Origin of the sequence: Crossiella cryophila (genome assembly GCF_014204915.1) — a bacterium.
GTDB lineage: Bacteria > Actinomycetota > Actinomycetes > Mycobacteriales > Pseudonocardiaceae > Crossiella > Crossiella cryophila.
The window spans coordinates 197589-217735 of record NZ_JACHMH010000001.1; the positions used below are offsets into that span (position 1 = coordinate 197589).

Annotated in this window: 21 protein-coding genes; 11 read left to right on the plus strand and 10 right to left on the minus strand. The window is 71.8% G+C overall.

From position 1 onward, the window contains the following. Positions 1-13 precede the first annotated feature (13 nt). Complete coding sequence (gene ychF / locus HNR67_RS00870; protein ID WP_185000093.1) at positions 14-1093, minus strand: redox-regulated ATPase YchF; 1080 nt, start codon at positions 1091-1093, stop codon at positions 14-16. Positions 1094-1104: 11 nt separating this feature from the next. Next, positions 1105-1503 (minus strand): MerR family transcriptional regulator, encoded by a 399-nt coding sequence (locus HNR67_RS00875; RefSeq protein ID WP_185000094.1) that lies wholly within the window; start codon positions 1501-1503, stop codon positions 1105-1107. Between the two features lie 46 nt (positions 1504-1549). Here HNR67_RS00875 and HNR67_RS00880 point away from each other — a divergent pair, with 46 nt between their 5' ends. Then, complete coding sequence (locus HNR67_RS00880) at positions 1550-2131, plus strand: class I SAM-dependent methyltransferase (protein ID WP_185000095.1); 582 nt, start codon at positions 1550-1552, stop codon at positions 2129-2131. 1 nt (position 2132) lies between these two features. Here the strand turns inward: HNR67_RS00880 and HNR67_RS00885 are convergent, their stop codons facing one another. Both HNR67_RS00885 and HNR67_RS00890 read right to left on the minus strand, forming a co-directional pair. Continuing rightward, positions 2133-2636 (minus strand): methylated-DNA--[protein]-cysteine S-methyltransferase, encoded by a 504-nt coding sequence (locus tag HNR67_RS00885; RefSeq protein WP_185000096.1) that lies wholly within the window; start codon positions 2634-2636, stop codon positions 2133-2135. Then, positions 2633-3994 (minus strand): DNA-3-methyladenine glycosylase 2 family protein, encoded by a 1362-nt coding sequence (locus tag HNR67_RS00890; RefSeq protein ID WP_185000097.1) that lies wholly within the window; start codon positions 3992-3994, stop codon positions 2633-2635. The genes HNR67_RS00885 and HNR67_RS00890 overlap by 4 nt, the downstream gene beginning before the upstream one ends. A gap of 119 nt (positions 3995-4113) precedes the next feature. Between HNR67_RS00890 and HNR67_RS00895 the strand changes: the two genes are divergently transcribed. Next, the gene (locus HNR67_RS00895; RefSeq protein ID WP_185000098.1) at positions 4114-4878 is read left to right on the plus strand and encodes an alpha/beta fold hydrolase; all 765 of its coding nucleotides are present in this window, start codon (positions 4114-4116) and stop codon (positions 4876-4878) included. Here HNR67_RS00895 and HNR67_RS00900 read toward each other — a convergent pair. Both HNR67_RS00900 and HNR67_RS00905 read right to left on the minus strand, forming a co-directional pair. Then, the gene (locus HNR67_RS00900) at positions 4875-7832 is read right to left on the minus strand and encodes an AAA family ATPase (protein WP_185000099.1); all 2958 of its coding nucleotides are present in this window, start codon (positions 7830-7832) and stop codon (positions 4875-4877) included. The genes HNR67_RS00895 and HNR67_RS00900 overlap by 4 nt on opposite strands. Then, entirely contained in the window at positions 7829-8974 is a 1146-nt protein-coding gene (locus tag HNR67_RS00905) for an exonuclease SbcCD subunit D (protein WP_185000100.1), read from the minus strand. Before HNR67_RS00905 ends, HNR67_RS00900 begins: the two co-directional genes overlap by 4 nt. Positions 8975-9031: 57 nt before the next feature. On the opposite strand from HNR67_RS00905, the gene HNR67_RS00910 reads away from it, so the two are divergent. From HNR67_RS00910 to HNR67_RS00920, 3 genes are all read left to right on the plus strand, one after another. Beyond that, positions 9032-9988 carry a DNA recombination protein RmuC gene (locus tag HNR67_RS00910; protein WP_312986181.1) on the plus strand — a complete coding sequence of 319 codons (957 nt, stop codon included), beginning with the start codon at positions 9032-9034 and terminating at the stop codon, positions 9986-9988. Positions 9989-10166: 178 nt separating this feature from the next. Next, the gene (locus tag HNR67_RS00915) at positions 10167-11057 is read left to right on the plus strand and encodes a DUF6542 domain-containing protein (RefSeq protein WP_185000102.1); all 891 of its coding nucleotides are present in this window, start codon (positions 10167-10169) and stop codon (positions 11055-11057) included. Positions 11058-11243: 186 nt separating this feature from the next. Beyond that, the gene (locus HNR67_RS00920) at positions 11244-12179 is read left to right on the plus strand and encodes a DUF4436 family protein (RefSeq protein WP_185000103.1); all 936 of its coding nucleotides are present in this window, start codon (positions 11244-11246) and stop codon (positions 12177-12179) included. 70 nt (positions 12180-12249) lie between these two features. Here the strand turns inward: HNR67_RS00920 and HNR67_RS00925 are convergent, their stop codons facing one another. Beyond that, a complete protein-coding gene (locus HNR67_RS00925; RefSeq protein WP_185000104.1) occupies positions 12250-13224 on the minus strand; it encodes a 4-hydroxy-3-methylbut-2-enyl diphosphate reductase in 975 nt (324 codons plus the stop codon). Positions 13225-13364: 140 nt separating this feature from the next. Between HNR67_RS00925 and HNR67_RS00930 the strand changes: the two genes are divergently transcribed. The 5 genes from HNR67_RS00930 to glpX all read left to right on the plus strand — a co-directional run bounded on the left by HNR67_RS00930 (position 13365) and on the right by glpX (position 17147). Continuing rightward, complete coding sequence (locus HNR67_RS00930) at positions 13365-14069, plus strand: lipid droplet-associated protein (RefSeq protein WP_185000105.1); 705 nt, start codon at positions 13365-13367, stop codon at positions 14067-14069. After that, a complete protein-coding gene (xseA, locus tag HNR67_RS00935; protein WP_185000106.1) occupies positions 14066-15331 on the plus strand; it encodes an exodeoxyribonuclease VII large subunit in 1266 nt (421 codons plus the stop codon). The genes HNR67_RS00930 and xseA overlap by 4 nt, the downstream gene beginning before the upstream one ends. Then, a complete protein-coding gene (locus HNR67_RS00940) occupies positions 15312-15746 on the plus strand; it encodes a hypothetical protein (RefSeq protein ID WP_185000107.1) in 435 nt (144 codons plus the stop codon). The genes xseA and HNR67_RS00940 overlap by 20 nt, the downstream gene beginning before the upstream one ends. Beyond that, complete coding sequence (locus HNR67_RS00945) at positions 15743-15970, plus strand: exodeoxyribonuclease VII small subunit (RefSeq protein WP_185000108.1); 228 nt, start codon at positions 15743-15745, stop codon at positions 15968-15970. Before HNR67_RS00940 ends, HNR67_RS00945 begins: the two co-directional genes overlap by 4 nt. A 139-nt stretch (positions 15971-16109) precedes the next feature. Further along, complete coding sequence (glpX, locus tag HNR67_RS00950; RefSeq protein ID WP_185000109.1) at positions 16110-17147, plus strand: class II fructose-bisphosphatase; 1038 nt, start codon at positions 16110-16112, stop codon at positions 17145-17147. Between the two features lie 54 nt (positions 17148-17201). Here the strand turns inward: glpX and HNR67_RS00955 are convergent, their stop codons facing one another. The 3 genes from HNR67_RS00955 to HNR67_RS46075 are packed head-to-tail and all read right to left on the minus strand — an operon-like array spanning position 17202 to position 18938. Next, the gene (locus tag HNR67_RS00955) at positions 17202-17396 is read right to left on the minus strand and encodes a hypothetical protein (RefSeq protein WP_185000110.1); all 195 of its coding nucleotides are present in this window, start codon (positions 17394-17396) and stop codon (positions 17202-17204) included. A 14-nt stretch (positions 17397-17410) separates the two neighbouring features. Beyond that, on the minus strand, positions 17411-17668 hold the full coding sequence (locus HNR67_RS00960; RefSeq protein ID WP_185000111.1) for a hypothetical protein: 258 nt from the start codon (positions 17666-17668) through the stop codon (positions 17411-17413). 13 nt (positions 17669-17681) lie between these two features. Then, positions 17682-18938 carry a protein-glutamine glutaminase family protein gene (locus tag HNR67_RS46075; RefSeq protein WP_185000112.1) on the minus strand — a complete coding sequence of 419 codons (1257 nt, stop codon included), beginning with the start codon at positions 18936-18938 and terminating at the stop codon, positions 17682-17684. A 257-nt stretch (positions 18939-19195) separates the two neighbouring features. Between HNR67_RS46075 and HNR67_RS00970 the strand changes: the two genes are divergently transcribed. After that, entirely contained in the window at positions 19196-19963 is a 768-nt protein-coding gene (locus tag HNR67_RS00970; protein ID WP_185000113.1) for a S1 family peptidase, read from the plus strand. Positions 19964-20147: the final 184 nt, after the last annotated feature.

Genomic DNA, 20147 nt, shown 5'->3' on the forward strand with positions numbered 1-20147 from the left:
GCCCCTGCCGCCCTCAGACGTTGAAGCGGAACTCCACCACGTCGCCGTCGACCATCACGTAGTCCTTGCCCTCGATGCGCACCTTGCCGGCCGACTTCGCGGTGGCCATCGACCCGGCCTCGATCAGGTCGGCGAAGGAGACCACCTCGGCCTTGATGAAGCCGCGCTCGAAGTCGGTGTGGATGACGCCTGCGGCCTGCGGGGCGGTGGCGCCCTGCGGGATGGTCCAGGCGCGTGATTCCTTGGGGCCCGCGGTGAGGTAGGTCTGCAGGCCCAGGGTGTGGAAGCCGGCGCGGGCCAGGGAGTACAGGCCGGGTTCGTGCTGGCCGATGGACTCCAGCAGTTCGGCGGCGGACTCCTCGTCGAGTTCCAGCAGTTCGGACTCGACCTTGGCGTCCAGGAAGACGGCGTCGGCCGGGGCGACGAGTTCGCGGAGTTCCTTGAGGCGGGCCTCGTTGGTGAGCACGGACTCGTCGGCGTTGAAGACGTAGAGGAAGGGCTTGGTGGTGAGCAGGCTCAGCTCACGCAGGTCCTCGAGGTCGACTTCCTTCTGCGCGGCGAACATGGTCCGGCCGCTGTCCAGGATGTCCTTGGCCTGCTTGGCCGCCTCCAGGACCGGGCGGCGCTCCTTCTGGGTGCGGGCTTCCTTCTCCAGCCGCGGGATGGCCTTCTCCAGGGTCTGGAGGTCGGCCAGGATCAGCTCGGTGTTGATCGTCTCGATGTCCGAGCTGGGGTCGACGCGGCCATCCACGTGCACCACGTCCGGGTCGTCGAAGACCCGGATGACCTGGCAGATCGCGTTCGCCTCGCGGATGTTGGCGAGGAACTTGTTGCCGAGGCCCGCGCCCTCGGAGGCGCCCTTGACGATGCCCGCGATGTCCACGAAGGACACCACGGCAGGCACCTCGCGCTCGGAGCCGAAGACCTTGGCGAGCTGGCCGAGCCGCGCGTCCGGCAGCGGGACCACGCCGACGTTGGGCTCGATGGTGGCGAACGGGTAGTTCGCGGCCAGGACGTCGTTGCGGGTCAGCGCGTTGAACAGGGTGGACTTGCCCACGTTGGGCAGGCCGACGATGCCGAGGGTGAGGCTCACGACCAGCCAGTCTAAGGGGTGGCCCGGAGCCACTCGTCCAGCAGGCCACGCAGGTGCTCGCACTCGGCGGCCGGGTGCTCGGCAACGCAGTTGAGCGGATGCCGGAGCAGGTCGCTGGCGCGCTGGGCGCGGGCGATCCTGGCCTGGAGTTCGGCCACGTGTGCCTCGATGATCCGCTGCCACTCCGCCCGGTCGGCCGTCAGCAGCGCGCCCAGGTCGTCCAGGCTCAGGCCGAGTTGCTGGCCGGCCTGGATGAAGGCCAGGCGACGCAGGCCGTCCTCGTCGTAGTAGCGCGCGTTGCCCCGGCGCTGGGCGGGTTCGAGCAGGCCACGGCGTTCGTAGTAGCGCAGCGCCGAGGTGGCCAGGCCGAGCCTGGCGGCGGCCGCGCCGATCGGGACCAGGGTGTCCATCCCGGCATCTTGACTTGAACCTGGGTTCAAGCGGAAGCCTCGGGGCATGTCGTGGATGACGGATCGCCCGCTGAACCAGTTCGCCCTGCCCCGTGGCTGGCGCGGCAGGCTCGCGGGCTGGGTGATGGCCAGGACGAACGGGACCGAGGTGGCCGAGGTGCTCGGGGAGCTGGGGCCGGTGCGCGGCCGGGCGGTGCTGGAGGTCGGGTTCGGTCCCGGGCTGCTCAGCAGGGCGCTGACCGGCGCGGGCGCCAGGGTGACCGGCGTTGATCCGTCCGGGGTGATGCTGCGGCAGGCCCGCCGCCGCGCCCCCGGCGCCCGGCTGCGGCTGGGCAGCGCGCAGCGGACCGGGGGTGCCGACGGCGAGTTCGAGGTGGTGGTGTCGATGAACAACCTGCCGATGTGGCCCGACCTGGACGCGGCGCTGGACGAGCTGCACCGGGTCGTCCGGCCTGGTGGGCGGCTGGTGCTGGCCTGGCACGGCGGCACCGAGCCGACCCGGCGGACCCTCGGCATGCTGCTGCCCGCCGCGGCCGCCGAGCGGGTGCTCGCGGGGTTGCGGGCCCGGTTCGCCAGCGCGGAGCTGAGCAGGACCAGGCACTGCGAGGTCTTCGCCGCCACCCGCTGAGTCAGCTGCCCTCGTGGGTGAGCAGCCAGCGCTTGACCTCCGGCCCCCAGCGGAACCCGCCGAGGCCGCCGCCGGTGCGCAGCACCCGGTGGCAGGGCACGAACAGGGCCGCGGGGTTGCGGGCGCAGGCGGTGGCGGCGGCGCGCACCGCGGCCGGGCGGCCGGCCAGTGCGGCGTACTCGGCGTAGCTGACCGGGGACCCCGCCGGCACCGTGCGCAGGGCCAGCCAGGCGGCCTCCATGAACTCGCCGCCGCGCTGGCGGACCGGGGTCTGGGCCACCGCGGCCAGCTCGCCCTCGTGGTAGGCGATCACCGCCTTGGTGACCGCACCCAGGTCGGCCCGGGTGATCAGCTCGGCCGGGCGGATCGAGGCGTGGATGAGCGGGTGCAGGGCGCCGGGGTCGGCGGTCCAGCCCGAGGCCAGCACCGCGCCGTCGGTGTCGACGATGGTGGTGAACGGACCGGCCTCGGTGTCCACTGTGGACACAGCCGCGGTGGTGGTCATGCGGTTCTCCTGTCAACGTTCTCCGCACCGGGGGTGCGCAGCAGGTGGGCGGTGGCGTAGGAGCGCCAGGGCCGCCAGGCCCGGGAGCGGGCGGTCAGCGCGGGGTCGGACACCCGCCAGACATCCGGCGCGCCCAGCACCCTGGTGACGATCTCCGCGGCCATCATGGGGGTGATCGCGGGGTAGCCGGACAACTCGGCGATCAGCTCGTCGGTGTCGCGGCCGGAGTGCACATCGAGGGAGCCGTCGGCCAGCGCGGCCACCACCTCGCGTCGCTCCGCGCTCAGCCCGGTCGCCAGCACGGCGGCCGGGGTCGGGAACAACGTGGTCAGCTGACCGTCCGAAGTGGACAGTTGTTCGCCAGGCGGCAGGTCCGGCAACAGGGTGCGCAGCACGGTTTCCGCGCCGTCGACGCTGCCGGGCACCCGGATGCCGGGGGCGGCGGTCACCAGCGGGGCCAGCAGCGGGTCGGCGCCGAGCAGTTCGTCCACCGCGCACGGGTCGGCGTCCAGGTCCAGCAGGCGCCGGACGCGGGACACCGCGCTGCCCAGGTCACGCAGGTCGGTCAGGGTGAGCGTGCAGGCCACGTGCGTCGGACCGGGTTCCAGCCACACCGTGGCCGGGCCGTGCGGCAGCCGCAGGGTGCGCCCGTACCGGCCGGGTTCGGCGTGTTCGATGCCCGGGATGGCTTGGGCGGCCAGGGTTTCCAGCAGGCCGGCGGCGTCGAAGGGCGGCCGGAACGGCAGTCGCAGGTTGATCGCGCCGGGCGGGGCGGGCAGTTCCTTGCGGCGACGGCGCTGGGCTTCGGCGCGCAGCTGGGTCGGGTTGACCGCGAACACCGCGCGGATGGTGTCGTTGAACTGCCGCACGCTGGCGAACCCGGCCGCGAAGGCGACGTCGGCGAAGGTCAGTTCGGTGGTCTCGATCAGCAGCCGGGCCGCGTGCGCCCGGTGCGCGCGGGCCAGCGCGAGCGGACCGGCGCCGAGTTCGGTGGTCAGCACCCTGGTCAGGTGCCGTTCGGAGTAGCCGAGCCGGGTGGCCAGGCCGGGCACGCCGTCGCGTTCGACCACCCCGTCGGTGATCAACCGCATGGCGCGGGCGGCCAGGTCGGCGCGCAGGTTCCACTCCGGGGAACCGGGCACCGCGTCCGGCAGGCAGCGGCGGCAGGCGCGGAAGCCCGCGGTCTGCGCGGCGGCCGCGGTCAGGTGGAATTCGACGTTGCGCCGCTTGGGGGTGACCGCGGGGCAGGACGGGCGGCAGTAGATGCCCGTGGTGCGCACCGCGAACACGAAGCAGCCGTCGAACCGGGCGTCGCGGGCGGCGACGGAGCGGTAGGCGCGTTCCGGATCGAGGAGCATGACACCGATCCTGCCAGCGCCAACGCGGAGCCGCTGGCGGGAATCAGACACCACCCTCGGCGTGATCCGGGGCACCCTGAGTTGACCTTGACACTAACGTCAAGGTTCAGGCTCACGGCATGACTGACGCACCCCTTCCCTACCTCATCCGCGGTTCCGGCCCCGGCCTGCTGCTCGCCCACGGCGCGGGCGGCGGCGCGGTGTCGAACTGGACGCCGATCCTGGACGGCCTGGCCGAGCACTTCACCGTGGTCGCCCCCGACTACCCCGGCTCCGGCGACAGCCCGCGCGCCACCGAACCCCTCCAGCTGGAGTCGCTCGCCGACGACCTGGTGGCCACCGCGGTCGCGGCCGGACTGGACGAGTTCGCCATCGCCGGGTACTCGCTGGGCACCGCGGTGGCCACCACCGCGGCGGTCCGGCACCCGGACCGGGTGCGCAGGCTCGCGCTGATCGCCGGGTTGACCCACGCCGATCCGTGGCTGAGCCAGGCGATCCGCACCTGGCAGGTGCTCTTCGACGGCGATCCGGTGCCGCTGGGCCACTTCAGCCTGCTGATGGCCGCGAGCCCGGACGCGCTGGCCGAGGGCGTCACGGACGAACTGGCCGCCACCGTGGGCAACTCGCTCGCGCCGGGCGCGCCAGAGCAGTTCGACCTGGTGTCCAGGGTGGACATCCGGCCGCTGCTGCCCAGGGTCACCGCACCCACGCTGGTGCTGGCCACCGGCCAGGACAGCCTGACCCAGCCGCACTTCTCCCGGGCGCTGGCCGAGGGCATCCCGGACGCGAAGCTGGTCGAACTGGCCGCCGGGCACAACGTGTTCATCGAGGCCGGGCCGGAGCTGCTGGCCGCGCTGCTGGAGTTCCTGCCCGAGCCCGCCTAGACGGTGATCTCCAGGGTGGAGCCGGTGCGTGCCTTGCGCACCCGCAGCCGGGTGGGGATCCGGCTGCGCAGCTCCTCCACGTGCGAGACCAGGCCGACCACCCTGCCCCCGGCCCGCAGCTCGTCCAGGGTGTCCATGACCAGGTCCAGGGTGTCCGCGTCCAGGGTGCCGAAGCCCTCGTCAACGAACAGGGTGTCCAGCACCGCGCCGCCGGTCTCCGCGGCCACCACGTCGGCCAGGCCCAGTGCCAGCGAGAGCGAGGCCAGGAAGGACTCGCCGCCGGAGAGGGTCTTGGCCGGACGCTCCTTACCGGAGTACTCGTCCAGCACGTCCAGCCCGAGCCCGCCACGGGTGCCGCGCGGACCGGCCTCAACGCTGTGTTTGAAGGAATACCGTCCCTGGCTCATCCGCCGCAGTCGGTGCGTGGCCGCCTCGGCGACCTCCTCCAGCCGGGCCGCCAGCACGTAGGAATGCAGCGACATCTTGCGGTTGTTCTGGCCGCGCCCGTTGACCACGTCGGCGAGCGCGGCCAGTTCGGCGTGCGCGGCCTGCACCGGGGCCAGCGCCGCCAGCGCGTTGGTCAGCCGCGCGGCCAACTCGTCGACCTGCCGTTTCCGATCCGCGGCCGCACTGGCCAGCGCGACGGCCGCTTCGGCTGCCTCGCGGGCCAGCCGGGCGGCTTCCCTCGGGGCATCCAGTTCGACCTCGGTGTCCGGGCTGACCTCGGCGAGTTCGGTCAGCACCGCCCTGGCCGCGGCCTCCCGGTCGTCGAACCCGCGCAGCCGCCGTTCGACCTCGGCCAGCTCGGCCTCGGCCCGCACCGCGGCCAAAGCCGTTGGCAGGTCGGGGAATCCGGCCGCGCTGACCGCCTCGGCCAGTTCCCGCCGCTGGTCCTCGGCCCGCCGCCGGGTGTCCGCGAGGGTGGCGCGAGCCTGGGCGAGGGCCTCGACGGCGGTGGCGAAGTCCAGCAGGTGCTGCCGCCGGGCCGCCACATCGGGGTGCTCACCACGCGCCGCGGTCAGCCGATCCGCCCGTGTCGCAACGGTTTCGGTCAGCGAAGCGTGCTCGGTCTCGGCCGTGGCCACCGCCTTCTCCGCCACCGCCAGCCGCTCCCGCAGTCGCTCCGCCTCGGCCTCCAGCTCGGCCACCGCGGCGACCTTGGCCGGCACGGTGGCCTTGGCCGCGGTCACCAGCCGCAGCGCGGTCTCGGCCTCGGCGAAGTCCGTCTCCAGTGCGGCGGGTTCGTTGTCCCCCAGGCGTTCGCGCAACGCGGCCAGGTCCTGCTCGGCCTGCTGGGCGGCGCGCGCGGTCTGGTCCCGGCGTTCACCGGTGCGGGTCTCGGCGACCTCGGCGGTGCGCTCGTCCTGCGCGCGCACCCGGTCGGCCACCGCACCCGCGGGCGCCGGGTGCTCGGTGCCACCGCACACCGGGCAGGACTCCCCCGCCCGCAGCCCTTCGGCGAGTTCGGCGGCCATGCCGTCCAACCGCCGCTGCCGCAACAGCTGCCGCCTGTCCCTGGCCGCCTGGTGCTCGTCCACCGCGTGCCGGTGCTCATCGGCCAGCCTGGCGGCCAGGGTCGCCGCCGCGGGCAGCCGCCGGGCGTCCTCGCGCAACGCGGCCAATTCGGCTCGCCGGGCCGCCACCCCGTCCAGCCGCGCCGTGGCCTCCTGGGCGGCCTCCAGGGCCGTCCTGACCGTGCGCAGCCGCTCGGGCAACGTGCCCAGGGCCGCGCCGACCTGCTTGACCTGCCCCCGCGCCTGGTCGGCCTCGGTCCGCAGCTGGATCAGCCGCCGCTGGTCGACCTGCTGCCGCTGCGCCTCGGCCACCAGCCCGGCCAGCTCACCGGCCGACTCCCGATGCCCGGCGGCCAGTGCCCGCAGCTCCGCAGCTTCACTGTCCACAATGGACTCGTCAAAGCGAGCCACCGCCGCTCTGCCCCTGGTCGCCTCGCCGTCGGCAGCGCCCAGGTCCCGCTCGATCCGGACCAGCACCCGCTGCGCTGCCTGCGCCGGCAGTGCCCGCCGGGCCTGGGCCAGCTCCGCGGCCCAGTTGGCCCGGTTCGCCGCGGCGGCCTTGATCTCGGCCAGGTCCGCACCGGCCCGCCGGACCCGGCGCACCCGCTCGGCCAGTGCGGTCCGCTCAGCCAGCAGCTGCTCGGCCGCCTCCCGCTCGGCGTGCGCTTTCCCTTCCACCGCAACGGTCTCCGCGAGTCGATCGGCCGCATCGGCGGTGACCGCGCCCAGCCAGTCCTGCTCGCTCTGCCCCTCGGCCGGATCACTGCCAGCAGCCTGACCGAGCCGGGCGATCAGCGCCCTGGTGTCCTGCTGCCGCTCCTCCAGCTTGTCCGCGGAGTCCTTGCGTCGCTTGGTGAACCACTGCTCGATCTCACCGAAGCGTTCGGTGCCGAACAACTTCTCCAGCAGCTTCTGCCGCTCGTCGGTGTCCGAGCGCAGGAACCGGGCGAACTCGCCCTGCGGCAGCAGCACCACCTGGAAGAACTGCTCGGCGGTCATGCCGATCAGGCGTTCCACCGTGCGTGCGATCTCGTCGATCCGGGACAGGCCCTCGGCGCTCTGCCCGGAGGGCACCTGGTCGATCCAGGTCAGCGAGGCTTTGGCCTGCTGCTTGGTGACCCCGGTGCCGCGGGACTTGGGCCGCTGGTACTCCGGTGAGCGGGCCAGCCGCAGCCGGTGGCCCTGCACGGTGAGTTCCAGCGCGACCTCGGTGGGATCGCCGGGGTCGGCGTAGTCGCAGCGCAGCCGTTTGGCCTCGTTGCGCGCGCCGGGGACCTTGCCGAAGAGGGCGAAGGCGACCGCGTCCAGCAGCGTGGTCTTGCCCGCGCCGGTGTCGCCGTGCAGCAGGAACAACCCGTCGATGCCTAGCGCCTCGAAGTTGACGGTCTCCCGTCGCGGGTAGGGGCCGAACGCCTCGATCTCCAGCACGTGCAGCCTCATGCCTCCCGCCCCCGCACCGATTCGATGGCCGAGGTGAGCAGGGACAGTTCGCGTTCGCCGGGTGGCGCGCCGCGGCAGTCGTCGACGAAGCGTTCGGCGATCTGGTGGTCGGTGCGGCCGCGCACTGCCTCCCGGTAACACAGCTGGCTCGCGCCGCCGCCGTCCGGCCGGAAGTCCAGGTGCACCGCGTGCGGGAAGCGTTGCTGCAGGCGGCGCATGGCTTCCAGCGGGCGGACCGGGTCGGTGAGGGTGAGCGAGAGGTAGCAGTCCTCCAGCTCGGCGTAGTCCGGTTCGGTGAGCAGCTCGTCGATCCGCCCGGTCGCGGTGGCCAGTTTCCTCGGTACCGGCAACGCCTTGCGCTCCACCCCGGCCAGACCGCTGGCGTCCAGTTCGACCAGCCAGACCGCCTTGTGGTGGCGGGCCTCGGAGAAGGAGTAGGCTAGCGGACTGCCCGAGTAGCGCAGGTGTTCGGCCAGCACCTGCGGGCCGTGCAGGTGACCCAGTGCCACGTAGTCCACACCGCTGAAGGTGCCGCCCGGCACGTGTTCCACCCCGCCGACGGTGATCCGCCGCTCGGACTCCGATACCTCGCCGCCGACCACGAACGCGTGCGAGAGCACCACCGAGCGCACGCCCTCGCCGCGGCCTGCCAGGTCGGCGCGGATGCGGCGCATGGCCTCGCCGAGCACCGCCTCATGCCCGCGGCAGCCGGTGAGTTCGAGTGCGTGCAGGGCCGGATCCGGGTCCAGGTAAGGGATTCCGTAGCAGGCGACCGGTCCGTGCGCGTCGGCCAGCAGTACCGGCGCGCTCAGTGTGGCGATCCGGGTGCACAGGTGCAGGCCGCCCGCGCTGGCGAAGCCGCCGAACGCGCCCAGCCGCTGCGCCGAATCGTGGTTGCCGCTGATCAGCACGATGTCCGCGCCAGCGGCCCTGATCGCGGTGAGGATCCGCACGCAGGTCTCCACCGCCTCGGCCGAGGGCACCGCGCGGTCGTAGAGATCGCCCGCGATCAGCACCGCGTCGATCCGCTCGTCCACCACCACATCGGCCAGCCCGGTGAGCACCGCCTCCTGCTCGGCCAGCAGATCGCGGCCGTGGAAGGTGCGACCGACATGCCAGTCCGAGGTGTGCAGGAGCCGCATGACAGACAAGGTAGGCCGCCCGCGAACACTGTCGGTGGGTGGGTCCATCATCGTGGGGTGACCGAAGTGATCACCACCGCGCTGGTCGTCCTGACGCTGGTTCTCGTTGGGGCGCTGGTGCTTCTGTGGCGGCTGTACAACGACTCCGTGCGCCGCACCGACGCCGCGATGGCCATGGTCGAGGGTGAGCGGGAGCGGGCCGCGCAGCACCAGCGAGCCCTGCACCGGTGGGAGGTGGCGTTCTCCTCGGTCACCGGAAGGGGTGAACTTGGCGAGCAGGTGCTGGTGGAGACCGCCCGCGCGCTGGGGTTGCGGGAGGGGCTGCACTTCTCCGTGCAGGCGGATCTGGCCGGTGGTGGCGCGGCAAAACCCGACCTGGTGCTGAACGTCGGCGGCGGGCGGCAGGTGCCGGTGGACGCCAAGGCCAGCCTCGCGGTGTGGATGGAGGCGGCCGAGACCGACGACGCGGGCGAGCGGGCCGAGGCGTTGCGGGTGCACGTGCGCAACATCCGGTCCAGGGCGGCGGATCTGGCAGGCAAGGGCTACCAGCGCTGGGCGGACGCCATCTACGGCACGATCATGTTCGTGCCCTCGGACGCGGCCGTGGTCTCGGCCATGGACACCGATCCGAACCTGTTGCCCTGGCTGCTGGACCGGCGGATCTTCCTGTGCGGGCCGACCGGGTTCGCGGTGCTGGCCTCGGCCGCGCTGTTCGCGGCCACCGAGCGCACGCTGGCCGAGGACGTGGAGGCGGTGCGCGGGCAGGCGGCCAAGGCGCACCGGGCGGCCACCGGCGCGGTGGACGCGGTGAACCTGTCCAGCACGCACCTGCAGCGGTTCCTCTCCGCCCGGCGGCGGGAGCTGGACGCGCTGGAGAGCTTCCGCAGCGCGGCCCAGCCGCTGACCGAGGCGGCGGCCAGTCCGACACCCGTTCCGGGGATCCGCCGGGCCGAGGAATTGACCGTGGGTGGTGTCACCAATGAGGGGGACGAGGTGGACCGACTGGAAAGTTGATCTTCTAATTGAATATCGACGCTGGTCAGGGCGTTCTGGACTCGCTGACTGAGGTCCGATTCGTGCCTGTTGGGTGGAAGCCGGTTGCCCTACTCGGCGGTTACCCAGCAGACTCGATCGCACCCAGTCCAGCGCGCGTCCGGGCACACCCCTTACCGGACGGGCTAACGTGTCACGCGTGACCACCACCCGCGACCGTCGAGGCGACGTGGAACAGGACCGCGCGGAGTCCGACTGGGCCTATCTGTCCCTGTTCGGCTCCTCCCGGGGCGTGCCCTGGTGGGCAGCGGCGTTGCTCGCCTTCGGGGTGTCCATCCTGACCGCCTTCGTCAGCCGGGCGCCCAACGGCGAACTCGGCTGGCTGTTCAAGGGCGGCTACTTCCTCAGTTGCGTGCTCGGGGTGTGCTGGGTACAGCGCAAGAGCCTGTTCGGGCCGATGGTGCAACCGCCGCTGGTCGCGGTGGTCGTGGTGCCGACGGTCGCCCTGCTGACCGCCAACGCCTCGCCGACCGGCGGGATGGCCGCGCGCCTGCTGACCGTGGCCCAGCCGCTGGTCACCTCGTTCCCGGCGATGGCGGTCACCACCGCGGCCACGGTGCTGCTGGGCGTGGTCCGGATCTTCCTGCAGAAGCGCCCGGCCGCCCCGGCCGAGCCCGCGCGCGGTGCCAAGCCGCGCAGCACCCGTGACGAGGACGAACCCGTGCGCCGCCCGGCCCGGCCGGTGGCCGAGGAGCGCCGTCCGGCCGGTGGCCGCGCGCCCGCGCCGCGTCCGCAGTCCGGCGGCCGTCCGGCGCCCCGGGACGGCGGCCCCGCCCCGCGTGGTGGCGGCGGCGCGCCCCGTGGCGGTGCGGCAGGCGGTGGTGGCGCGGCAGGCGGCGGTGCCGCTGGCCGAGGTGGTGCCGCGGGTGGCGCGGGCGGTGGCCGTCCGGTGCCGCCGCGCGGTGGCCAGCCCGGCCGTCAGCAGCCGCCCCCGCCGCAGCGCGGTGGTCCCGCGCCCCGTGGCGGCGGTCAGCCGCGGCAGCAGCCGCCCGCACCCCGTCGCCGCCCGCCCCGCGAGGACGACTACTAAACGCACTCCTGGTGACCGGGACGGTGCCGTACGTGATCGCCAGGCACGGCCGCTGAACTGGGGAAATCCCGGTAAATCGGTCAGTTATGCTGCCGGTCCGCCAACCAGCACCACGTGGCGCGGCCCCCTTGGAATGCGCTTACCACCGGAGCCGCGGCACGGCTCCCGAAGGGTAAGAAGCCTCAGATGGGTCCGAGTTCCCGGCCGGTACGCAATCCGGCGCTCAAAGTGATCGTGTTCGCGATCGTCATCGCACTGCTCACCGCGGGCAGCATCGTGGTCTACCTGCTCGAACGGCAGGACGGCCAGAGTCAGATCACCCTGGGCGATCAGAACTCCGCCGACCGCATCGACATCAGCGTCTTCGTGCAGAAGACCGACCCGGTGCTGCAGGAACTCTCCGCGCAGGTGGAGATCGACCCGGTCGGCTCGCTGGCCGATGAGGACGGGTTCCCGCGCCAGGACATCACCGTGCACACCAACGGCGTCCGCGGCGACACCCTGGCGTTCAAGGCGGGCCGCAGCCCGAGCGTGGCCGACCTGCGGGTGGCGCTGAACGACGGCGTGATCACCGACTACCCGTTCGACAGCTACCAGATCGACTTCGGCTTCGCCGCCGAGGTGGCTGGCAAGAACGTGCCGATCAGCCTGAGTTTCGTCAACGCCGACTCGTTCTTCAAGATCAAGCCCAAGGACGTCAAGGACCTCGGCGGCGGGCTGGTCTTCTCCGCCCAGGCCGTCCGTTCCACCGGCACTTTCGCCTTCGCGCTGTTCGTGATGGCGTTCATGTGGTTCCTGAGCCTGGCCGCGGTCATCGCCGCCTGGTTCGTGATCAGGGACCGGCGCGGCCTGCTGTGGCCGTCGATGAGCTTCATGGGCGCGCTGCTGTTCGCGCTGGTGCCGCTGCGCAACGCGGTGCCGGGGTCGCCGCCGATCGGCTCGGTGGTCGACTTCGCCTCGTTCTTCATGGCCGAGGCGCTGGTCTCGCTGTCCCTGATCACCACCGTGATCACCGGTTACCGGGTGGAGCGGGCCAACGCGCGCGCCGCGGCCGCTGAGGCCGAGGCTGCCGCCGCGGCGGCTGCGGCGGAGACGCCGCCGCTGGCCACCGCCGCGAAGTGACCGGCCCCTGAACGCGAACCGCCCGGCTGGGAGACCCCAGCCGGGCGGCGCGAAACCTCAGGAAGGCCGGTCAGGACTCCTTGGCCGCCTTCTCCTTCATTTCCTTGCGCAGCTCCCGCGGCAGCGAGAAGGTGATCTTCTCGTTGGCGGTGGTGACGGTTTCCACGTCGGCCCAGCCACGCTCTTCCAGGTGCACGAGCAGCTTCATCACCAGCTCGTCCGGCACCGAGGCGCCCGAGGTGACGCCGATGGTGCCGACGCCCTCCAGCCAGGCGTCGTCGACCTCGTGCGCGAAGTCGACCAGGTAGGAGGCCTTGGCGCCGTAGTCGAGCGCGACGTCGACCAGCCGGAGCGAGTTGGAGGAGTTCTTGGAGCCGACCACCAGGACCAGGTCGCACTGCGGCGCCATCACCTTGACCGCGGTCTGCCGGTTGGAGGTGGCGTAGCAGATGTCGTCACTCGGCGGGGCCTGCAGCTCGGGGAACCGGCCCTTGAGCTGGTTCACCCGCACCATGGTCTCGTCGACCGACAGCGTGGTCTGGGACAGCCAGATGACCTTGTTGGGGTCGCGGACGGTGACCTTGTCCACGTCCTCGGCGGTGTCCACGAGCTGCACGTGGTCGGGGGCCTCACCAGCGGTGCCCTCGACCTCCTCGTGCCCCTCGTGGCCGATCAGGAGGATGTCGTAATCCTCCTTGGCGAAGCGCTTGGCCTCCTGGTGCACCTTGGTGACCAGAGGGCAGGTGGCGTCGATGGTGCGGAGGTTCCGGTCTGCCGCCTCCGCGTGCACCATCGGGGACACGCCGTGTGCCGAGAAGACCACCATGGCGCCCTCGGGCACCTCGTCGGTCTGGTCGACGAAGATCGCGCCGCGCTCGCGCAGCGTGTCCACGACGTGCTTGTTGTGCACGATTTCCTTGCGGACGTAGATGGGAGCGCCGTAGGTCTCCAACGCCTTCTCGACGGTGATCACGGCCCGGTCCACGCCGGCGCAGTAGCCGCGAGGGTTGGCCAGCAGCACGCGCTTGGGCTTGGCAGTGGTCATGGTCTCCAGGGTACGGAGCGTTTTGGCGGCAAGTCGATTCGATCGGTTGACCAGAAGAATTAGGGTGCACCCCGCCCAGTCACCCGGATGGCCCAGCGAAGAGTTTCCCTGATCCGCCGGACTGCGGCAGGCTGTACCACATGAAACCGCTGCCACTGCCGGTCCGCGTGGCCGCCGGGCTCGCCGCGGCCGCCGTGGAGCAGGCCCGCAAGCTGCCGCGTTCACTCGCCGGACTGCCCGTCACGGTGGCCAGCACCGCGATGCAACTGTCCATGCGAGCCCAGCAACACGTGACCGAACTCGCCATCAAGGGCGATGAGATCCTGGCCACGCTGCGCCCAGCCGAGGAAACCCCCGAATGGGCGACCTTCGACGAGGACCTGGACGACGCGCCCGCGCCACCCGCCGTTGCCGAGGGCCTGCCCGGCCGGAAGAAGGCCGGTGAGGTGACCGTCGAGCGTCCGGACGAGCCTGCCGCCAACGGCGCCGCGCGCCTGCCCGGCCGCCCCAAGGCGGGCGAGGTCACCGGCACCGACGAGGCCGAACGGCTGCCAGGCCGACCGAAGGCCGGCGAGGTCACCGGCGGAGTCGAGCGGCTGCCCGGCCGGCAGAAGGCCGGCGAGGTCACCTCCGCGGCCGAGCCGTCCGATGTGGACGAACCCGCCGACGGACCGGCAGGTGTGCCCGGTTACGACGACCTCTCCCTGGCCCAGGTGCGCGCCCGGCTGCGCTGGCTCTCCGTCGACCAGCTCGAGGAGCTGCTCGCCTACGAGCTGACCGGTCGTGGCCGCGAGGAGTTCGTCCGGATGCTGACCCGGCGGATCGCCACCGTGCGCGAGTCGTGACCGCGCCCAGCACCGCGGAGCAGCCGTGGCCGGTCCGCACGGTGGCGCGCAAGATCGCGGAGTGGATCGCGCGGCTGGGCTCGGTGTGGGTGGAGGGCGAGGTCACCCAGATCTCCAACCGGCCGAACACCTCGACCGCGTTCATCACCCTGCGGGACCCCTCCGCCAACTTCTCGGTGACGGTGACCTGCGCGACCGCGCTGCTGCGGAGCCTGGACACGCCGCTGACCGAGGGCGCGCGGGTGATCATGCACGGGCGGCCGGTGTTCTACGAGGGCCGCGGCACGATCAGCCTGCGGGTGGACGAGATCCGCGCGGTGGGCATCGGCGAGCTGCTGGCCCGGATCGAACGCCTGCGTCGGCTGCTGGCCGCCGAGGGCCTGTTCGAGCCGGGGCGGAAGCGGAAACCGCCGTTCCTGCCGCAGTGCGTCGGGCTGATCACCGGCCGGGCCTCCGCGGCCGAGCGGGACGTGCTCACCAATGCCAAACACCGTTGGCCCGCGGTGCACTTCCGGGTGATCAACGTTGCGGTGCAAGGACATCTGGCCGTGCCGCAGGTGCTGGAAGCGCTGTCCACGCTGGCGTCCGACCCCGAGGTCGACGTGATCGTGATCGCCCGCGGCGGCGGCAGCGTGGAGGACCTGCTGCCCTTCTCCGACGAGGCGCTCTGCCGGGCGGTCGCGGCCTGCCGCACCCCGGTGCTCAGCGCGATCGGCCACGAGCCGGACACCCCGCTGCTGGACCACGTCGCCGACCTGCGCTGCTCTACTCCGACGGACGCGGGCAAACGGGTGGTTCCGGACGTGGCGGAGGAAACGACCAGAATCGGTCAGCTCCGCGACCGGGCCCGCCGGGCACTACACGGTTGGGTGGATCGGGAACACCGGTTGCTCGCTCAATTGCGTTCCCGCCCAGTGCTTTCCGACCCGTTCGGTCCCTTGCAGCGCCGAATGGAGGACGTGCACGCGTTGCTCGAGCGGGCCCGCCGGGCCACGCTCTCCCGGCTCGGGCACGAACAGAGCCGGTTGGACGGTGTCAAAGCACGCTTGACGACCCTGGGACCGGCGGCCACTCTGGCCCGCGGATACGCAGTCGTGCAGCGCGTCGCCGACGGCGCCCCGGACGGGGTGCTCCGCTCGGTCGCCGACGCGCCGCCGGGAACGCTGCTGCGGGTCCGAGTCGTTGACGGAGCGGTGCACGCGATCGTGCCCGAAGACACCGATGCGGTGAACGGAGGTAGCGGTGGCGTCGCTGGCCCATGAGCCGACCTTTCTCCCGCTGACCGTCGCCGCGGCCAGGACGGCGGCGCAGAGCCAGGCCGACCCGCCCGCGCGGATGGCGGCCGGGGTGGTGCAGCGCAGGGCCGAGGAGGCCAACTCCGCCGCGGCCGAGTGCTGGGCCGCGCTGCTGGCGGGCTGCGACGCCCCCGGCAGGCGGGCCCTGCCGTCCCGGTTGCGCGCGCTCTCCGAGGCCACCTCGGGCTACGTGGGCAGCCACTGGTGGTTCAGCACGGGGTCCCCGCACCGCCGCCGGGTGAGCGAGGCGGAGAATCGCATCGACGAAGCCGCCATGGAGGGCGACGGCGCCGAGTTCGCCGAGGCCTTCATCGGCTACGACCAGGCGGTGGCCACCGCCGTGGTCCGGGTGCAGAGCACGATGGGGAGCCCCACCGCGTGACACAGAACAACACCGACGCCGCGCTCGGCTACGAGGCGGCGCGCGACGAGCTGGTCGAGGTCGTCCGCAAGCTGGAGGCCGGCGGTCTCTCGCTGGAGGACTCACTCGCGCTCTGGGAGCGTGGCGAGACCCTCGCGAAGGTCTGCGAGAAGCATCTCGCCGGGGCGCGGGACCGGGTCGAGCAGGCACTGGCCACTGTGGACAACGCTGAGCCGAACGGTTGACCTGACTCGGTTCAGCAATCGGTTCAGTGAGTGCGAATCGTCACTGTCCCCCCTGCTCAGCTCACGCTCCGTCGTCAAGGTCTGCCAGGATCGGTAAGCAGTTTCAGCGTCGACCTGCGCAGACCTCTGGAGGCGGAACATGGCCGCGAACACTGCCCCGCGACGTCGTGAGGCACCCGATCGCAACCTCGCCCTGGAACTGGTCCGGGTCACCGAAGCCGCCGCGATCGCGGCAGGCCGCTGGGTCGGCCGCGGTGACAAGAACGGCGGCGACGGCGCGGCGGTGGACGCCATGCGCAAGCTGATCGGCACCGTCTCCATGCGTGGCGTGGTGGTCATCGGGGAGGGCGAGAAGGACGAGGCCCCGATGCTGTTCAACGGCGAGCAGGTGGGCAACGGCGACGGCCCGGACTGCGATGTCGCGGTGGACCCGATCGACGGCACCACGCTGATGGCCAAGGGCATGCCCAACGCGCTGGCCGTGCTGGCGGTGGCCGAGCGGGGCGCGATGTACGACCCGTCCGCGGTGTTCTACATGCAGAAGCTCGCGGTCGGCCCGGACGCCGCGGACGTGGTGGACCTGGACGCGCCGGTGGCGGAGAACATCCGCCGGGTGGCCAAGGCCAAGCAGACCGACGTGGCCGACGTGACCGTGTGCATCCTGGACCGGCCCCGGCACGAGTCGCTGGTCAAGGAGGTCCGCGAGGCGGGCGCCCGGATCCACTTCATCAGCGACGGCGATGTGGCGGGCGCGATCTCCGCGGCCCGGCCGAGCACCGGCGTGGACATGCTGCTGGGCATCGGCGGCACCCCGGAGGGCATCATCGCCGCGGCCGCGCTCAAGTGCATGGGCGGGGCGATCCAGGCCCGGCTCTGGCCGAAGGACGACGAGGAGCGCGAGCGCGCGCTGGCCGCCGGGCACGACCTGGACCGGGTGCTGACCACCGACGACCTGGTGCGCGGGGACAACGTGTTCTTCTGCGCCACCGGCATCACCGACGGCGACCTGCTGCGCGGCGTGCACTACCGCTCCGGCGGCTGCACCACCCAGTCCATCGTGATGCGGTCCAAGTCCGGCACGCTGCGGATGATCGACGGCTACCACCGGCTGACCAAGCTGCGCGAGTACTCCTCGGTCGACTTCGGCGGCGACCCGGAAGTCCCGCCGCTGCCCTGAACGAGCCGATGAACCGGGCCGCCAGTCAGTCGACGGGCAGCCCGGTTCTTTTTGTCAGTCCTGCCGCGGCGCGGCCCCCGCGTCAACAGCCTCGGCCTCGGCCACCGCGAGGCTCACCGGCGCCGCACCCGCGTCCTGGTCCTCGACGAGCACCTGGGCCGCGGCCTGCTGACCGGTCCGCTCCCGGCCGATCCGGATCACCAGACCGGCCGCGACCTCGGCGCTGTCCAGCTCGATCTCGATGCGCATGCTCTTCTCCCCGTTCACGCGTTCAGGACCGCGTAGCGGCCCTCGAAGGTGACCGGGATCCCGGTCAGGTTCCGGACGGTGATCCAGTACGTGCACAGCGCCGCGCTGGTCCGCTCGACCGCGACGTCCCAGTCCAGCTCGGGTCCGCCGGTCTGCGGGGTGATCGGCATCAGGTACCAGACCACGTGCTGGGCGGCGTTCCAGCTGTGGTTGAAGTAGCGCACGGTGGCCCCGGCGCCGATGGTGACGGTGAACGCTGTTCCGGTTCTCATCAACGGCTCCAGGTCAGTTGAGGTAGTCGAAGCGGGCCTCGAACCGCACGGTTCGCCCGGTGAGGTTCTGCACGGTGATCCAGTAGGTGCACAGGTTCCCGTCGGTGCGCTGCACCGCGACCTCGTGCCGCACCTGCGGGCCACCGGAGCAGATCGAGGTGGGCATGACCGTCCAGAGCACGTGCCGGGCGGCGTTCCAGCTGTGCGTGAACCAGCGCGCGGTCTGCCCGCCGGCCAGGCTGGCCCGGAACTGCACCCCCGGCGCGGCAGGCTGGCAGTTCGCGTACGGCGGCGGGCCGGTCGCGGAGTTGGACCGCAGCTGCAGGTCACCGCGGTACTTGGCCAGCACCTCGTTGGTGAGGCGGTAGTCCGGGTCGTAGCGGTGCGGGGCGTAGTGGTTGTGGAAGATGTCCCAGCCGGTGGGCTGCAGCCGGGCGGCGGGATCGCCCTGCACGCCCTTCCAGGTGTCCTGGGTGACCGGGCCGTCGAACAGCGCGGGGTCGATCACGTAGGTGACCCCGTCGGCCACCAGCGTCGGGGCCACGTGCCAGCCCCAGCCGACCACGCAGTCCGGCTTGTTCGCGCTGTTGACCCGCAGGCTGCCGTAGATCCAGACCTTGTCCGGGGTGATGCCGTTGGCGATCATCAGCCGGGCCATCTCGTGCGCCCGGCCCCAGCAGCCGTCGTCGGGGTAGGTGAACGGGATGCCGGGTGCGGTCGGGTTGGCCGAGCAGGCGGTCTGACCGGCCACCAGGCGATACATCTGCACGACCTGGGCGTAGCTGACCGGGGTGCCGAGTGCTTCCGGAACGCCCTCGGTGAGCTGCTCAGGCGCGGCCTCTTTTGGGGCCGGGCGGACATCGATGATCGCGTGCTTGTCGAGGGTCTCGGTGACCAGCACGGTGTCCTGGCCGGCCATGGCCGCTTCGAGCAGGGCCAGCAGTTCGGCGAAGTCCGGGTTGTCCCGGCGCAGGTAGTGGTGGGCCTGCGAGGGTTCGAGGTCGACCTCGACCAGGTCCTCGCCGGGGTTCAGCGCGATCACGGCGACCCGGTGCGGCACCAGCACCTCGGTGACCAGCCCGGTGTCCGGATCGAGTTCGACGTAGACGTCCAGACCGGCCGCGCGCAGCTCGCCGATCGCGCCGGTCCAGCCGCGCGCCCGGGGGTCCCGCAGGTCCACCCGCGCCGCCCGGCCACTGGAGAATGCGATGTCCAGGTAATTTCCCGCCGACTCCGCGGCGGCCGTCATGGCCGCCGGCGGATCGACCACAGTGTCGACCAATGCATTTATTCGGGGCACGGGATCCACGATTTTGCACCCGGCGAGATCAAATCAACCGAATGCCCCAACCGCTGACCACCTGTTTGCCTTATCGCGCTATTCACCTAACATCGGGCCTTTGCCCACACGACCGCCCGAAGAGGCATCCAACAGCGGCCATCAGGCGGTACCACGCTCTGATTACGTACGATTACCGTCCGTGTCAGCCTCGGCAGAGGGCGCCGGGGCTGAGAGGAGAAATCCCTGTGCGAGCGAAAAGAATGGTCGTCGGGTTACTCGCGGCCGTGGCCACCGCGTTTGCCGGGTTGACCGGGACCGCCACCGCGTCCCCGAACACCTCATCCGATGTCGATCCACTCATTGTCGGCGGCGTCAACGCCACCCAGGTCTACAGCTTCATGGTGTCCTTGCAGAACACCACCGGCGGCCACTTCTGCGGTGGTTCGCTGATCAAGTCGAACTGGGTGGTCACCGCCAAGCACTGCGTCCAGGGCAAGGCGCCTGCCTCCGTCCGGGCGCGGATCGGCACCACCAACCGCACCGCCGGCGGCAGTTACGTCGCCGCCGCGGCCATCCACCTCAACCCGACCAGGGACATCGCGCTGGTCCGACTGGCCGCGGCGGTGCCGCAGGCGCCGATCGCGGTGGCCGCGGCCTCCGGCCCGGTCGGCACCGGGACCCGGCTGCTCGGCTGGGGCCAGACCTGTCCGGCTCCCGGCGGGTGTGGCGCGCCGGTGATCCTGCAGCAGCTGAACACCTCGATCGTGGCCGACGGCCTGTGCAGCGGGATCTTCGGCGCCCAGGAAATCTGTACCAATAACCCAGGTGGGACCAGGGGCGCCTGCTACGGCGACTCCGGCGGCCCGCAGATCAAGCTGGTCGGCAACGTGTGGCAGCTGATCGGGGCCACCAGCCGTTCCGGCGGCGGCGCGACCTGCGCGGTGAACCCGTCGATCTACGTGGACGTGCCGGTCTTCCGCCCGTGGATCAGCGGAATCGCCGGTCCCGTATAACGAATCGATAGCCAACGGGCCCGCGGTGTTTCGCCGCGGGCCCGTTCGGTCAGCGGCCATACACCGTTTTATGGGGACCCAAAGCCGGTCGGCCGCCCTACTTATGCAGGGTTCTCGGTTGTGATCAGCGGTACTTACGGTGCACCTCACCTCCGGCGGATCCGCCGGAAGTTGAGAGGAGAGA